The sequence below is a fragment of the Stenotrophomonas forensis genome, assembly GCF_028752115.1.
GTDB lineage: Bacteria > Pseudomonadota > Gammaproteobacteria > Xanthomonadales > Xanthomonadaceae > Stenotrophomonas > Stenotrophomonas forensis.
In genome coordinates, this window is sequence record NZ_CP082270.1 from 491,912 (window position 1) to 505,795 (window position 13,884).

Here is a 13,884-nt window from a genome sequence, read left to right on the forward strand (position 1 = left end):
GCTTGCGAAGCACTGCTTCGCAAGCGCCCGAACGCACAGCCGCCAGCGGCTGGGCCGGTCTGGGGGTTTACGGCGTCCCCCGCCACCGGACCCACCCCGCCAACCCACGGAACCTCGGCTTTTGACCTTGACGTTGACGTTGACGTTGCTTCGGCAGGTGCAGGGCGCAGCCCTGCAAAAGAAAACCCCTACCTCATGGCCACTGCATCTCGCCCTTGGCCACCTTCGCACTCAGCTGCAGCGACTCGACGCCGGCCAGCTTCGGGTAGCGCGCCTGCATCGCCTTCACCAGCGCCGCGCTGTCCTTGGCTTTTGCCGTCTCGGCATCGAAGGCGCGGATGTAATCGGCGGTGAAGCGCAGTGCACTGGCATCCAGTGCCGCACCCGGTGCGTAGTGCCCCGGCACCACCACTTTCGGCTTCAGTGCCTGCAGGCGCTGCAGGGTCTGCAGCCAGTCGGCGTGTGACTTGGGCGTCTGGGTGTCGGCCATCCACACATGCTCGCCCGCCACCACCGGAATGCCGCCGACGATCGCGCGCAGCGACGGTATCCACAGCACGCTGCGGTCCGGGGTCGGGCCATCCAGGCCGATCAGCGGCAGGCGCTGACCTTCCAGCTGCAGCGCGTCTCCCTCCAGCACCTGTGGCACCACGATGCGCGCGGGGACATCGGCCCCCATCTTCGGTCCCCAGTAGGCCAGCTTGCCGGCCTGGGTCTGCTGGATGTGGGCGACAGTCTGCGCGGTGGCGACGATGCGCGCCTGCGGGAACGCATCCTGCAGCGTGGCCAGGCCGAAGTAGTAGTCCGGGTCGCCGTGGCTGATGTAGATCGTGGTCAGCTGCTTGCCGCTGGCGCGGATCAGCTCGACCAGCCTGCGCGCGTCGCTGGCGCCGAACTGCGCATCAACCAGCATTGCGTCATGGCGGCCTTCGATCAGCACCGAGGACACCGAGAACATGGCCTGCGGGCCGGGGTGGAATGTCTGCAGGCGCAGCTGGGACTTGGCCGCCGTGGCGTGCGACGGGGTAGCCGGTGCGGCCAGCAGCGGGGCACTGGTGAAACTGGCGGCCAGGGCGAGGGGGAGCAGCAGGGCAGCGGTACGCATGGGGATGTCCTTGTGGGGATATCGTGCCGAGCATCGGCTCGGCGTTACAGGTGGGTAGCGCCAGGCCATGCCCGGCGAACGGGCAGGCCCGCGCACGCCATGATCAATACGCCGCAGTGATGATCTGCTTCGGGTACTTGTGTGCTTCCAGCTCGGCGACGAACGCAGCGCCATAGTCGGCGTAGCTGATGCGGCTGTGGCCGCTGGCATCGGCGAGGAACGCCTTGGGCTGCACGCGGTACTGGCCTCGCTCTTCACCCGGGCCGATTTCGGCGGCCGGCGAGAAGAAGGTCCAGTCCAGGTCCTCCACCGCCTGCAGGCGCTTGAAGGCTTCGCGATGGGCCAGCGCGTACGGCTTGTAGGCCTCCGGGAAGTTCGGGGTATCCACCAGCTGCACGCCGGGGGCGACTTCCAGGCTGCCGGCACCGCCGACCACTACCAGGCGTGGCACGCCGGCCTTGCGCGCAGCGGCGGCCAGCTGTGCGGCGACCTCGCCGACGCGGCCGATGTCATCGCCCGGCCGCGGGCCGTAGGCGCTGGCCAGCACGTCGTGGCCGGTGATGGCGGCAACCAGCGCATCCGGGTCGTCCAGCGAAGCGATCACCGGATGCGCGCCGGCCAGCTCGGCCGGAAGATCCTGCGCGCTGCGCACGATGACGGTGAGTTCGTGGCCGTGGGCCAGCGCGTGGCGGGCGATCTGGCGGCCGATGTTGCCGGTGGAACCAATGAGGGCGATCTTCATGGCAGGACTCCGTGGGGCGGTGTGGGGTGCGAATGGGGCCACTCTAGGCCGCTGCAGTCGCTCGAAAAACAGCGTATAACGCGCTTGTTTGTTGCATGGATCGAGCATATGGACCGATTGACCGCCATGACTGTGTTCGTCGAGGTCGCCGAGCGCGGAAGCCTGACCGCGGCCGCCGAGGTGCTGGACATGTCGCGGGCGATGGTCAGCCGCTACCTGGCCGAGGTCGAAGGCTGGCTGGGGGCGCGCCTGCTGCACCGGACCACGCGCCGGGTCAGCCTGACCGGTCCCGGCGAAGCGGCGCTGGCGCGCTTCCGGCAGATGCTGGAGATCGGCGAGGCGCTGCAGGGCGAGCTGGCCAGCGATGATCCCGAGCCGCACGGCACGCTGCGGGTGACCGCCAGCGTGTCGTTCGGGCAGAGCCATCTGGCGCGCGCGGTGGCCGGTTTCGTCGCACGCCACCCGGCGGCGCGCATCGAGCTGCTGCTGGTCGACCGCACGGTGAACCTAGTGGAAGAGCGGGTGGACCTGGCGGTGCGCATCGCGCGCCAGATCGATCCCAGCCTGATCGCGCGGCGGCTGGCCACCTGCCGCTCGGTGCTGTGCGCGACGCCGTCCTACCTGCAGGCACGCGGCACGCCGACCGCTCCCGAGCACCTGGCCGCACACAACTGCCTGACCCACCACTACGTCGGCAAGAGCCTCTGGCAGTTGCACCGCGACGGCCGTTCGCTGTCGGTGGCGGTGGGCGGCAACATCAGTGCCAACGAGGCCTCGCTGCTGCTGGAGGCGGTGCGGGCCGGTGCCGGCATCGCGATGCTGCCGACCTACCAGGTGGCGCCGCTGCTGCGCACTGGCGAGCTGATCGAACTGCTGCCGGATTTCAGCCTGGACGAACTCGGCATTCATGCCGTGTACGCATCACGGCGCCAGCAGCCCGCTATCATGCGTCGATTCCTGGACTACCTGGGCGAGTGTTTCGCCAGCCCGGCCTTCCAGGACCTGGATTGGCGCCCGCCGGGCAAGGAGAACACATGAACCATGGACAGGCCTTGATCGACCACAACCGTGCTGCCTGGGACCGCCAGGCCAGCGAGGTGCGCGAGTGGTCGCGCCCGGTTGAAAGCTCAACCATCGCCGCCGCGCGCGAAGGGCGCTGGCAGGTGCATCTGACGCCGCGTGCACTGCCGCTGGACTGGCTGGGCGATGTGCGCGGCCGCCGCATCCTGTGCCTGGCTTCGGGCGGGGGACAGCAGGCGCCGGTACTGGCCGCGGCCGGTGCCGAGGTCACCGTGTTCGACCTGTCCGACGGGCAGCTGGAGCAGGACCGCCAGGTCGCGGCGCGCGATGGCCTGCAGTTGCGCACGGTGCAGGGCGACATGCGCGACCTGCACGCGTTCGCCAACGGCAGTTTCGATGTGGTGTTCCAGCCGATCTCGAACCTGTACGTGCCCGACGTGCGCCCGGTGTGGAGCGAGTGCCATCGCGTGCTCGCGCGCGACGGCATGCTGATGGCCAGCTTCTACAACCCGGTGCTGTTCGTTGGTGCGCGCGATCCGCAGCTGGATGCGCAGGGCTTGATCCGGCCGCAGTACGCCATTCCCTATTCGGACCTGGAAGACCTGGCACCGGCCGAGCGCGAGGCCAAGCTGGCGCGCGGCGATGCGCTCACCTTCGGCCACAGCCTGACCGAACTCATCGGCGGTCAGCTCGACGCCGGCTTCGTCATCGATCGTTTCATGGAAGACTGGCAGCCGCAGCCGCGCTTTCTGATCGACCGTTATCTGCCCACGTTCCTGGCCACCCGCGCGCGCAGGATCGGCTGAGGCGGGCCTGCAGAAAAGCAGGCCGACGTACAATGGACGGCCCCACGTCGCACAGGTGCCGTCCCTTGTCGTATCCCTATCCGCTGGTCGTGTTCGACCTCGATGGCACGCTGGTCGACAGCGCGGCCGATATCGCCGAAGCACTGAACCGCACGCTGGAAGACATCGGTGTGGCGCGCGTGCCGGAAACCACGGTGCTGGGCTGGATCGGCGATGGTGTGCGTCGCCTGGTGGAGCAGGCCGTGCATGCCGCCGGCCGCGAGGTCGATCTGGCCGCGGTGATGCCGGTGTTCATGGTGCACTACCGGGAATGCCTGCTGCGCAGCCCACGCCTGTTCGATGGCGTTGCCGACGCATTGGCACAGCTGCGTGCGCGCAACGTGCCGCTGGCGATCTGCACCAACAAGCCAGAAGCGCTGGTGCCTCCGCTGCTGCAGCACCTGGGCATCGGCGAAGCGTTCGCGCTGATACTGGGCGGCGACTCGCTGCCGCAGCGCAAGCCCAGTGGTGAACCGCTGCGCCACATCGCTGCGCACTTCGGGTTGCCGGTAGACGCCTGCCTGATGGTCGGTGATTCGCTGACCGACTACCGCGCCGCCGAAGAGGCCGGCATGCCGATCGCGCTGGTGCGCTATGGCTATCCGCGTGGCCTGGATCTGGCCACCGCACATGCGGTGGCCGTGATCGACGACCTGCGTGAGTTGCCGGGGTTGCAGCGCTGATGCAACGGACATCCCTGGTCGCCGGCCGGTAACCCGGACCGACGCAACGGGTAGTGCCGGCCGCTGGCCGGCAATCCGGGGCGCTCTGCCGGAGGTCATGATGCTGCCGGCCAGCGGCCGGCACCACCATGACCGTTGCGGTCATTTCGGCTGGTAACGCACGCTCAGCTGGTACTCGCGGCCGGGCTGGTTGTACCACGCCACGGTCTCGTACCTGCGGTCGAACACGTTGGCCGCACGCGCCAGCAGCGACCACGACGGCGTCAGCGCGTACTCGGCGCGCAGGTCCAGCGTGCCGTAGCCGCCGACCTTCACCGAGTTGCCGGCGTTGTCATAGCGCTTGCCCGCGCCCTGCACGGTCAGTCCGGCGCGGACGTCGCCGAAGCGACGGTCGATGTCCAGGCGCGCGGTCTGCTGCGCGCGGCGCGGCAGCCAGTTGTCGAACTGGGTGCTGCCGCGGGTGCGGTTGCGTGGGTCGGTGTAGCTCAACTGCGCGTTGATATCGAAGCCGGCCAGCAGCACGCCACCGGTCAGTTCGGCGCCACGGATGCGCGCCTTCTCCACCTGCTGCATCTTCATCGTGAGCGCATCGTAGGTGATCAGGTCATCGATGCGGGTTTCGTACACGTCCAGGCCCCAGCGCCAGCCCTGGCCCTGCTGTGAAACGCCAAGGTTGGCGCTCTTGGACTTCTCCGGCTTCAACGTCGGCACGCCGCTCCACGGGTCGTACAGGTCGCTGAAGGTCGGCGCTTTGAACGCGGTGCCGTAGCTGGCGTTGACGCGCAGGCCGTGCTCCAGTTGCATCGCCCAGCCAACGCTGCCGGTGGCGTGGTTGCCGAACTGCTGGTTGTCGTCGTTGCGTGCGCTGGCCTGCAGCTGGTGGCGGCCGAAGCGGCCCTGGTACTGCACGAACACGCCGGTGTTGCGACGGCTGTCGACGAGGTAGCCCGCGCTGCTGCCATCCAGGTTGTCTTCGCTCCAGTCCACGCCGGCACTCAGCAGCTGGCCTTCGGCCAGGCCGAAATCGCCCTGCAGCGAGGCGCTGTCGCGGTGGGTCTGCGCACTGCCGAACACCCCTGGCGCGCCGTAGTTGTCCGATTCGTTGTCGCTGCGGCCGACGTTGGCAGTGAATGCCGCGCGTTCGGACGGCGTGTAGCGCACCTTGCCGGCCAGTACCTGCTGGCGGGTTTCGGAGTAGTTGTAGTAGCCGTCGTAGTGGTTCCTGCCATCGGCACGCAGCGCGCTGCCTTCCACGTTCCACTGGTCGTTGAAGGTGTAGCCGCCACGCAGGCTCTTGGACAGGTTGCGGTAGCCGTCGCGGTCGTGCTCGTCGGCAAAGCAGCCGGCAGTGAACACCGAGGAAGAGCCGCGGCAGGCGTCGATGCCATCGGAATGCTGGTAGGCGATGTCGGCACCGAACCAGCCACGTTCGGTGCCACCCCCGATGCCGCCGCTGGCCTCGCGCAGGCCGTTGCTGCCGCCGCCGAGCTGGAAGTGCGGAGCGAAGTCACCGGCGTTGCGGCGGGTGAAGATCTGGATCACGCCACCGATGGCATCGGCGCCATACAGGCTGGACTGCGGCCCGCGCACGATCTCCACGCGTTCAATCTGCGCCAGCGGAAGATCCTGGTACATGGCCAGGCCGAGGTCGGCGCTGTTGATGCGGACGCCGTCGACCAGCACCACGGTGTGGCCGGAGTTGGTGCCGCGCAGGAACAGCGAGCTCTGCTTGCCCAGGCCGCCGGTGTTGGTCAGGTTGATGCCGGCGCGGCCGCGCAGCAGTTCCTGCAGCGAGGTGGCCTGGCTGGATTCGATCTGCGCGCGGTCGATCACCTGGGCCGGCGCGATGCTGTCCTGCAGAGCGATCGGCGTGCGGGTGGCGGTAACCAGCACCTGGTCGAGCGCGGTGGTGTCATCGGCGGCCTGCGCCAGCGCGGGCAGGGCGGCCAGCACGGCCAGGGACAGCATTCGGGACTGCAGCTTCATGGGGTACTCCAGGTGCCACGCACGCCCGCGCAGCGAAGGGGAGGAGCCGCGAAGCCAGACACGCGCCGATGCCACGGCCGACGCCGTGCTCATCCAGCGCCATGCCCACCGCATCGCGACCTGAGGCTTCCGGGCCGGTCTCCGGGCTTGCCGCCGGGTGGCGCGAGGCCACCGTCCAGGCGCCTTCCCATGCGCGTGGCACAGTGGCGTTGTTGCCTGGAACTGACGTGCTTACCGTTGCGGGGGCAGCGCCGGCCTGGCGTGGAATCACGCGTCACCGGCTTCCCGTTTCAACCTGCCGGCCAAGGCCGCAGGTCACCTGGAAGTGCGCGCAGTCTACGCCATCCCCGGCAGCCGTAGGGTCGAGCTTGCTCGACTGCCTTTGCTGTGCCCTTAGAATGGTCCCTCGATCCCGTGGTGCCGTTGCCGATGTCCGCCCGTTTTCCGCTGTTCCCGCGTTGCCTGTACGGGGCGCACGCATGATCCTCGACCTGGTCCGCCATGCCGGCAACGGTCGCGATGAGTTCCTCGATGGCCGCACCGATCCACCGCAGCTGGCGCCGCTGCCACAGGAACTGGTCGACGCCTACGCCGCACAGCCGTGGGAGCGGGTGATCAGTTCGCCGCGGCTGCGCTCGCTGCATACGGCGATGGCGCTGGCCACGGCGCGCGGCCTGGATGTGGAGCCGGACGAAGAGTGGGAAGAACTGGATTTCGGTGATTGGGACGGGCAGTCCCTGTTCGATCTGCCGGAAGACGCGCTGGCGGCGTTCCATGCCGACCCGCACGCGTTCCCGCCACCGAACGGCGAGAGCTGGGGCCATTTCGAGCGGCGCATCGCACGCGCGCTGGATCGCCTGCTCGATGATGATGACCCGCTGCCGACACTGGTGGTCAGCCACGGTGGCCCGCTGCGCATGGTGCTGTCGCAGGTGTGCGGCCTGCCGATGTCGCTGTGCTGGGCGCTGCGCATCGACCATGGCACACGCCTGCGGGTACGGCTGGAACGCGGTGAAGCAGGTCTGGTGGGCGAACTGCTGGAACTGCAGCAGCCCTGAGCCGAGGGTTGTGCCGGCCAGCGGCCGGCACGACCGATCCCGCATCACAGTGGTAGTGCCGGCCGCTGGCCGGCATCCCCAGGAACGCGGAGGCCTCAATCCTCGTCGGCGCTCTCGGCGACGCTGTCTTCAGCGTCATCGTAGGCATCGAAGCGCTGCTCATGCACCGGGCCGGAGGCCGGGCCGGCCGCCTTCAGCGGGTGCGCGGCGATGCGTGCTTCGTAGTCCTGCACCAGCGCTTCGCGCTGCGCCTCGCTCAGTTCCTGCCAGTGGCAGTCCAGCAATGCGCCTTCCAGCGAGTACAGCAGGTTCAGGCTGGGCTTGAAGCCCGCCCGCTTGACCTTGACGAAGGCGCCGACCGCACCGATCGCGACCAGCTCCTCGCGGCTGCGCAGGCCGACCTGGCGCAGCCACGCCGCACTCTTGGGGCCGATGTTGCGCAGCTTCGGTGCGCTCATCCCAGGGCCTCGACGAACACGCGGGCGATGGCCTCCAGCCCGGCCTGGTCCTCGGCATCGAAGCGGCCAACCTTCGGGCTGTCGATGTCGAACACGCCGATCAGCTCATCACCGCGCAGCAGTGGCACCACCAGCTCCGAGCGCGAGGCCGAGTCGCAGGCGATGTGGCCGGGGAAGGCATCGACGTCGTCCACGCGCTGGGTCACGCGCTGGCTGGCGGCCGCGCCGCACACGCCCTTGTCCAGCGGGATGCGCACGCAGGCGGGCAGGCCCTGGAACGGGCCGACCACCAGTTCCTTGCCGTCGTACAGGTAGAAGCCGACCCAGTTCAGGTCGGGCAGGGCGTGGTAGACCAGTGCGGAGAGGTTGGCCGCGTTGGCGATGCGGTCGGACTCGGCGTAGACCAGGCCACGGGCCTGTTCCAGCAGCTGGGCGTATTGTTCCGGCTTGCTGCCGGTGAGCGAGGCATTGGCGAACATGCCCGCAGTCTAGCAAGCGTGCGCGGCCGGCGATAATGCACGCTCTGTTGCCCTGCTGGAGCCCATCGATGCCATTGCCCGCCACGCTGCCACCTGCCCTGTTCGTGACCGGCACCGATACCGAGATCGGCAAGACCGCGGTCAGCACCGCGCTGCTGCACGCACTGCGCCGTCGTGGCCTGCGCGCGGTCGGCATGAAGCCGGTGGCCAGCGGCAGCGAGGATCTGGGGCAGGGCCTGCGCAACGACGACGCGCTGGCCCTGCAGGCGGCCAGCTGGCCGGTACCGGACTATGCCGACCTGAACCCGTATGCGCTGCGGCAGCCGCTGGCACCGGAGCTGGCCGCTGCCGAAGATGGCGTGCAGGTGGAGCTGGCGCCGATCGTGGCCGCGTTCGCGCGCCTGCGTGCGCAGGCCGATGTCGTGGTGGTGGAGGGCGTTGGCGGCTGGTTGGCGCCGGTCTCGGCCACGCTGGACCAGCTGGACCTGGTGCGCGCGCTGCAGTTGCCGGTGCTGCTGGTGGTGGGCATGCGGCTGGGCTGCGTCAATCATGCGCGGCTGACCGCGCAGTCGCTGCAGGCCAGCGGCGTCGAGTGCCTGGGCTGGGTCGGCAATCACATCGACCCGGCGATGCAGCGCCAGGACGAGAACATCGCCACGCTGCGGCAGCGCCTGCCGATGCCGTGCTGGGGGCGGCTGCCGCACCTGCCGGGGGCAAATGGCGAAGCGCTGGCCGCGCACCTGTAGTGCCGGCCGCTGGCCGGCAATCCCGGGATCGTTGGGTGGATGCAGTTGCCGGCCAGCGGCCGGCACTACCGTGCTGCAGCCGCCAGCTCGCGGGCGATCGCACCCAGTCGCTCCACCGCACCGATGAAGCGCGCATCCAGGGTCTGGCAGCACGACAGCCGCAGGCAATGCCGGTAGCGGGCGCCGCGCGAATAGACCTGGCCGGGCATGAACACGATGTCCTCCTGCAGCGCACGCTCGAACAGTTCGCGCGTGTCCACGCCCGGCAGTTCCAGCCACAGCAGGAAACCGCCCTGCGGCTCGGTGGCGCGGGTGCCAGCCGGGAAGTGCTCGGCCACCAGCTGGCGCAGCCGCCCCACCTGCTCGCGATACAGGCGACGCATGCGGTGCAGGTGGTGCTCGTAGCTGCCCGCCTCCAGGTAGGCTGCCACCGCATCGCCGAGGAGTTGCGGTTCGCCGCCGGTGGACTGGAACTTCAGCAGCGCGATGCGTTCGGCGAAGCGGCCACCCTCCAGCCAGCCGATGCGATAGTCCGGCGCCAGGGTCTTGGAGAAACCACCGACCACCATCACCCATCCGTCGCGATCAAAGGCCTTGAGCAGGGGCGCGGGCGGTTCGCAGAACTGCAGCTCGGCATACACTGCATCTTCGATCAGCGGCAGCTGGCGTGCATTGACCAGTTCGGCCAGTCGCTGCTTGGCGGATGTGGGCATGGTGCAGCCCAGCGGGTTGTGCACGGTCGGCATCACCACCAGCGCGGCCAGCGCCGTGTGTTCGAGCAGGGCCTCCAGGGCATCGACATCCAGCCCCTGCTGCGGGTGGGTGGGCAGTTCGATGGCCTGCAGGCCGAGGGTGGCCAGCAGGGGATACAGATTGAAGTAGGAGGGCGCCTCGATGCCGACCGCATCGCCGGGCTGGGTGACGGCACGCAGCGCCAGCTGCAGCGCTTCCATCGCGCCATGGGTCAGCAGCAGGCGGTCGCTGTGGGTGTGCAGGCCCATGCGCGGGCCGCGGCGCACGATCTGCGCCAGCAGCCGCGGCGAGCCATTCGGGCGTGCATAGGTTTCCACCGTCTGCTGGCCATGACGCAGCACCTGTGCAGTGTGCCGGGCAAGCTGCGCCCCGGGATAGAACTGGCGACCACGGGGGCCGGCGAAGGCCAGGTCGATCACGCCGGGTCGGCGCTGTGCCTCCAGCACACGGGCCATCAGCGCCTGCTGCAGCGGCGCGGTGGGCGCCGACGGCGTATCGCGCAACGAACGTTCCGGCACCGACAGGCGCGGTGCGACCTCGAAGCCGGCCTTGGGTCGTGGAATCACCAGGCCGGCATCTTCCAGCTGGCGATAGGCCGCGATCACGGTGTTCAGGCTGAGCCTGCGCTGCAGCGCCATCTGCCGCAGCGAGGGCAGGCGGCTGCCAACGGGAAGGCGACCGCCGTGGATGGCCTCGGCCAGTTCATCGGACAGCCGCTGGTAGCGGGGAGGGATCATCGCGCTCTGGTCATCTGTATCCATCGAAGTTCCCGTCAACTGGAGCTGTACCCCTGACGTTGGCGAGCCTAGCATGTCGTTGTCGGACGGGCCTGATCGGGGCGCGGCCGATACTTCCCAAGCGCACGGCGGGATCGCCGTGCGTCTTTTTCTGCGTGGGTATTGCCGGCGATTACCGCATCGGCACCAGCACCGCATCGCGCCGGTACAGTGCCGGGAACTGCTTGCCCAGCGCCGCCAGCTTCGGTGCGTCGTAGTAGCGGATGTAGGCCGCCTGCGGGTAGTTCGTCATGTAGTTCTGGTGATAGCTCTCGGCCGGGTAGAAGCGCTGGCCGCTGCCCAGCTGGGTGACGATCGGTGCGCGGTAGCTGCCGGCCTGGCCGAGCTGGGCGATGTAGGCGCGGCTGGCGGCTTGCTGGCGCGCGTCGTCGCTGAAGATCGCCGACCGGTACTGGCTGCCGTGGTCCGGCCCCTGGCGGTTGAGCTGGGTCGGGTCGTGCACCACCGAGAAGAACACCTGCATCAGCTGCCCGTAGCTGACCTGGCGCGGATCGTAGTCGATCTTCACCGCTTCGGCGTGACCGGTCTGGCCGCTGCTGACCCGCTCATAGTGTGCGTTGGCGGCGCTGCCACCGATGTAGCCGGATACCGCATTGCTCACGCCCTTGACGTGCTGGAACACGCCCTGCACGCCCCAGAAGCAGCCGCCGGCAAACACCACGCTGGCGTGGGTGGCGTCATCGCGGAACGCCGCATCGCCGGTGGGTACCGGCAGTGCCTTGGCCTGCGCGCTGGCTTCGACCGGTGCGGCGATCGCGCCGTGGTCGACCAGCAGCACGCCGGCGATCAATGCGGTGGCTACAAGACCGGCAACACCTGCAGCAATACCCTGTTCAAAGGAGAGTTTCATCGTGTCCTCCCGGTTCAACCAAAGGTGAAGGCGTAGGCCTGCACGCCCGCATCGAGGAATTCGATCTCGAAGCGGTGCGGGCCGACCGTGCCGCGCTGGCGCACCAGCTGGAACAGGCGGTGTTCGTTGACCACGCCACTGCCATCGGCGCCGACGTCACTGCCGGCATCGGTGGCGGGCAGTGGCTTGCCGTCCAGCCACACGCGGAAGCGCACCGGCTTGCCGTCCTGGCCCGGTGCCAGCACCAGGTGAAGGTCGCGCGCATGGAACTGGAAGGCGATGCGGCCGCCGGCGCGCTGCAGTTGCGCGGCTTCGTCGGTGATCGTCCACTGCCCGGACAGGCCCCACTGGTTCAGCGCCAGGGCGGTGGGCAGCGTGTAGTCGAACGCGATGTCGCTGCGTTGCCCGCCGGGCGAGGCGAACTGTTCGGCACGGGCGTGGCCCAGGTAGGTTTCCGGCGAGCGCAGGTTGCCCATGTCGGCCTGCGCGGCAACGCCCTGCAGGTCGGCCGCGGCGGGATCGGCTGGCGGCGGAAGGTGGGTCTGGCCGGCTTCGGTCAGCAGCCGGCGGATCACCTGTTCCGAGCGCGCGTAGTTGCCTTCGCCGAACTGGTGGCCGCGGATGTTGCCCTGCGCATCGACGAAGTACTGCGCCGGCCAGTAGCGGTTGTTGAACGCACGCCAGATCGTGTACTGGTTGTCCAGCGCCACCGGGTACTCGACCTTCAGCTGCTGCACCGCCTTCATCACATTGCGTGGGTCACGCTCGAAGGCGAACTCCGGCGTGTGCACGCCGATCACCACCAGGCCGTGGTCGCGGTAGCGGCGCTCCCATTCGTGCACGAACGGCATCGCGCGCAGGCAGTTGATGCAGGAGTATGTCCAGAAGTCGACCAGCACCACCTTGCCGCGCAGCTGCTGGGCGGTCAGCGGCGGGCTGTTGAGCCAGCCGGTGGCGCCATCCAGCGCGGGCAGGGTGCCCTCCACCGGCAGCGGTGCATCGGCACCGGCATTGGCGCCGGCCATCATCATCGGCGGTGCCGCCGGTTGTGCGCCGGGTACCGCGTCCAGCAGGCCCTGCTCGATGCGCGCGGTGCTGACCGTGGACAGGCGGGTCAGCAGGCCGGTGTCCCAGCCGAGGCCGATCGCCACGACGGCCAGCAGCGCGGCCACGCCCAGCACCTTGCGCAGCACATCACCCACGCCGAGCCGCGCCTGCATCGCGCGGAACACCCGGCCGCCGATCCATACCGCCAGCGCCAGCGCGGTGATCGCGCCCAGTGCATAGGCCAGCAGCAGCGCAGTGGTGCCGACGCTGGCGCCGTGCAGGGCGGCGCCGGTCAGCACCAGGCCCAGAATCGGCCCGGCGCATGGGGCCCACAGCAGGCCGGTGGCGATGCCGATCAGCAGCGAGGTCCCTGCGCCACCGCGTCCTGCGGCGTCAGCGGCATCGGCGCGTGCGCTCAAGCGTGCACCCACGCGCTGGAACGGGGCCAGCAGATGGTCCGCCAGTCGCGGCCACAGCAGCGCCAGCGCAAACAGCGCCATCAGCACCAGCGCGATCCAGCGGCCGACCTGGTTGGCCTGCGCCACCCATTGGCTGCCCACCGCCGCCAGGCTGGCCACCACGGTGAAGGTGAGCGCCATGCCCAGCAGCAGCGGCAGCGTGCTGCGCACGAAGGGACGGTCGGCGCGCGCGAACACGAACGGCAGCACCGGCAGGATGCAGGGGCTGAGCAGGGACAACGCACCCCCGAGGTAGGCAAGCAGCAAGAGCAGCATGGTCAGGCTCCGGACGTGGGGGAAGAACCGACCGGCACCCGCCAGCCGTCGGCGGTGCCGCCATCGGCCGCACCGGGAACGAACACCAGCGCTGCACCGTTCATGCAGTAGCGCAGCCCGGTCGGGCGCGGGCCGTCATTGAAAACGTGGCCGAGATGGCCGCCGCAGCGGCGGCAGTGCACCTCCACCCGCAGCATGCCGAAGGTGACGTCGCGGTCTTCGCCGATGGCGTTGTGCAGCGGAGCCCAGAAGCTCGGCCAGCCGGTGCCGCTCTCGAACTTGGTGGACGAGGAGAACAGCGGCAGCGCGCAGCCGGCACAGGCGAACGTGCCCTGCCGGTGCTCCTTGTTGAGCGGGCTGCTCCATGGCCGCTCGGTGGCCTGCTGGCGCAGCACCGCGTACTGGGCCGGGGTCAGGCGCTGGCGCCAGTCGGCGTCGCTGTGCATGACCTCGAACTGGCGCGCCGGGCGCGCTTCGGCAGCGGCCGGTGCGGCGCGGCTGCAGGCGCCGAGGCCGAACAGGCCGGCAGCGGTGGCGACACCGCCCAGGCCCAGCAGATGGCGGCGGGTGAGGGTCATGGC

14 protein-coding genes and 1 riboswitch are annotated in these 13,884 nt (G+C 69.3%); of the genes, 5 read left to right on the top strand and 9 right to left on the bottom strand.

The genetic code is table 11. The features are described 5' to 3' along the window. Positions 1-193 precede the first annotated feature (193 nt). Both K5L94_RS02295 and K5L94_RS02300 read right to left on the bottom strand, forming a co-directional pair. Positions 194-1,105, bottom strand: coding sequence for an MBL fold metallo-hydrolase (locus K5L94_RS02295; protein ID WP_053448675.1), 912 nt, complete (start codon positions 1,103-1,105; stop codon positions 194-196). Positions 1,106-1,208: 103 nt separating this feature from the next. Further along, a complete protein-coding gene (locus tag K5L94_RS02300; RefSeq protein WP_053448676.1) occupies positions 1,209-1,847 on the bottom strand; it encodes an NAD(P)-dependent oxidoreductase in 639 nt (212 codons plus the stop codon). Between the two features lie 108 nt (positions 1,848-1,955). On the opposite strand from K5L94_RS02300, the gene K5L94_RS02305 reads away from it, so the two are divergent. The 3 genes from K5L94_RS02305 (at position 1,956) to gph (ending at position 4,395) form a co-directional block, all read left to right on the top strand. Further along, positions 1,956-2,885, top strand: coding sequence for a LysR family transcriptional regulator (locus tag K5L94_RS02305; protein ID WP_053448677.1), 930 nt, complete (start codon positions 1,956-1,958; stop codon positions 2,883-2,885). After that, entirely contained in the window at positions 2,882-3,673 is a 792-nt protein-coding gene (locus K5L94_RS02310) for a class I SAM-dependent methyltransferase (RefSeq protein WP_053448678.1), read from the top strand. Before K5L94_RS02305 ends, K5L94_RS02310 begins: the two co-directional genes overlap by 4 nt. Before the next feature lie 65 nt (positions 3,674-3,738). Continuing rightward, positions 3,739-4,395: a phosphoglycolate phosphatase gene (gene gph, locus K5L94_RS02315; RefSeq protein ID WP_053448679.1), complete on the top strand. Its 657-nt coding sequence runs from the start codon at positions 3,739-3,741 to the stop codon at positions 4,393-4,395. 141 nt (positions 4,396-4,536) lie between these two features. Here the strand turns inward: gph and btuB are convergent, their stop codons facing one another. Further along, positions 4,537-6,381 (bottom strand): TonB-dependent vitamin B12 receptor, encoded by a 1,845-nt coding sequence (gene btuB / locus K5L94_RS02320; protein WP_053448680.1) that lies wholly within the window; start codon positions 6,379-6,381, stop codon positions 4,537-4,539. A gap of 115 nt (positions 6,382-6,496) precedes the next feature. Beyond that, positions 6,497-6,719, bottom strand: a riboswitch (cobalamin riboswitch). A 141-nt stretch (positions 6,720-6,860) separates the two neighbouring features. Between btuB and K5L94_RS02325 the strand changes: the two genes are divergently transcribed. Continuing rightward, positions 6,861-7,439 carry a histidine phosphatase family protein gene (locus K5L94_RS02325; protein ID WP_053448681.1) on the top strand — a complete coding sequence of 193 codons (579 nt, stop codon included), beginning with the start codon at positions 6,861-6,863 and terminating at the stop codon, positions 7,437-7,439. A gap of 95 nt (positions 7,440-7,534) precedes the next feature. On the opposite strand, the gene K5L94_RS02330 is transcribed toward K5L94_RS02325, so the two are convergent. After that, positions 7,535-7,897, bottom strand: a complete 363-nt coding sequence (locus tag K5L94_RS02330) for a TfoX/Sxy family protein (protein WP_053448682.1) — start codon at positions 7,895-7,897, stop codon at positions 7,535-7,537. Then, positions 7,894-8,376, bottom strand: coding sequence for a GAF domain-containing protein (locus tag K5L94_RS02335; RefSeq protein WP_004154035.1), 483 nt, complete (start codon positions 8,374-8,376; stop codon positions 7,894-7,896). The genes K5L94_RS02330 and K5L94_RS02335 overlap by 4 nt, the downstream gene beginning before the upstream one ends. A gap of 68 nt (positions 8,377-8,444) precedes the next feature. Here K5L94_RS02335 and bioD point away from each other — a divergent pair, with 68 nt between their 5' ends. Next, complete coding sequence (bioD, locus tag K5L94_RS02340; protein ID WP_274511933.1) at positions 8,445-9,122, top strand: dethiobiotin synthase; 678 nt, start codon at positions 8,445-8,447, stop codon at positions 9,120-9,122. A gap of 65 nt (positions 9,123-9,187) precedes the next feature. On the opposite strand, the gene K5L94_RS02345 is transcribed toward bioD, so the two are convergent. The 4 genes from K5L94_RS02345 to msrB form a co-directional block, all read right to left on the bottom strand. Then, complete coding sequence (locus K5L94_RS02345) at positions 9,188-10,636, bottom strand: aminotransferase-like domain-containing protein (protein ID WP_274511934.1); 1,449 nt, start codon at positions 10,634-10,636, stop codon at positions 9,188-9,190. A 148-nt stretch (positions 10,637-10,784) separates the two neighbouring features. Further along, complete coding sequence (msrA, locus tag K5L94_RS02350) at positions 10,785-11,522, bottom strand: peptide-methionine (S)-S-oxide reductase MsrA (RefSeq protein ID WP_049456430.1); 738 nt, start codon at positions 11,520-11,522, stop codon at positions 10,785-10,787. Between the two features lie 14 nt (positions 11,523-11,536). Then, on the bottom strand, positions 11,537-13,303 hold the full coding sequence (locus K5L94_RS02355) for a cytochrome c biogenesis protein DipZ (protein WP_274511935.1): 1,767 nt from the start codon (positions 13,301-13,303) through the stop codon (positions 11,537-11,539). Positions 13,304-13,305: 2 nt separating this feature from the next. Then, complete coding sequence (gene msrB, locus K5L94_RS02360) at positions 13,306-13,881, bottom strand: peptide-methionine (R)-S-oxide reductase MsrB (RefSeq protein ID WP_164086235.1); 576 nt, start codon at positions 13,879-13,881, stop codon at positions 13,306-13,308. Between the last annotated feature and the right edge of the window lie 3 nt (positions 13,882-13,884).

What these genes read in the sequence shown, in the direction of transcription:
- K5L94_RS02305 (WP_053448677.1), top strand. Translation starts at nt 1,956, where the DNA reads ATGGACCGATTGACCGCCATGACTGTGTTCGTCGAGGTCGCCGAGCGC.
- K5L94_RS02325 (WP_053448681.1), top strand. Translation starts at nt 6,861, where the DNA reads ATGATCCTCGACCTGGTCCGCCATGCCGGCAACGGTCGCGATGAGTTC.
- K5L94_RS02330 (WP_053448682.1), bottom strand. Translation starts at nt 7,897, where the DNA reads ATGAGCGCACCGAAGCTGCGCAACATCGGCCCCAAGAGTGCGGCGTGG.
- bioD (WP_274511933.1), top strand. Translation starts at nt 8,445, where the DNA reads ATGCCATTGCCCGCCACGCTGCCACCTGCCCTGTTCGTGACCGGCACC.
- K5L94_RS02295 (WP_053448675.1), bottom strand. Translation starts at nt 1,105, where the DNA reads ATGCGTACCGCTGCCCTGCTGCTCCCCCTCGCCCTGGCCGCCAGTTTC.
- K5L94_RS02355 (WP_274511935.1), bottom strand. Translation starts at nt 13,303, where the DNA reads ATGCTGCTCTTGCTGCTTGCCTACCTCGGGGGTGCGTTGTCCCTGCTC.
- K5L94_RS02310 (WP_053448678.1), top strand. Translation starts at nt 2,882, where the DNA reads ATGAACCATGGACAGGCCTTGATCGACCACAACCGTGCTGCCTGGGAC.
- K5L94_RS02335 (WP_004154035.1), bottom strand. Translation starts at nt 8,376, where the DNA reads ATGTTCGCCAATGCCTCGCTCACCGGCAGCAAGCCGGAACAATACGCC.
- msrB (WP_164086235.1), bottom strand. Translation starts at nt 13,881, where the DNA reads ATGACCCTCACCCGCCGCCATCTGCTGGGCCTGGGCGGTGTCGCCACC.
- msrA (WP_049456430.1), bottom strand. Translation starts at nt 11,522, where the DNA reads ATGAAACTCTCCTTTGAACAGGGTATTGCTGCAGGTGTTGCCGGTCTT.
- K5L94_RS02300 (WP_053448676.1), bottom strand. Translation starts at nt 1,847, where the DNA reads ATGAAGATCGCCCTCATTGGTTCCACCGGCAACATCGGCCGCCAGATC.
- btuB (WP_053448680.1), bottom strand. Translation starts at nt 6,381, where the DNA reads ATGAAGCTGCAGTCCCGAATGCTGTCCCTGGCCGTGCTGGCCGCCCTG.
- K5L94_RS02345 (WP_274511934.1), bottom strand. Translation starts at nt 10,636, where the DNA reads ATGGATACAGATGACCAGAGCGCGATGATCCCTCCCCGCTACCAGCGG.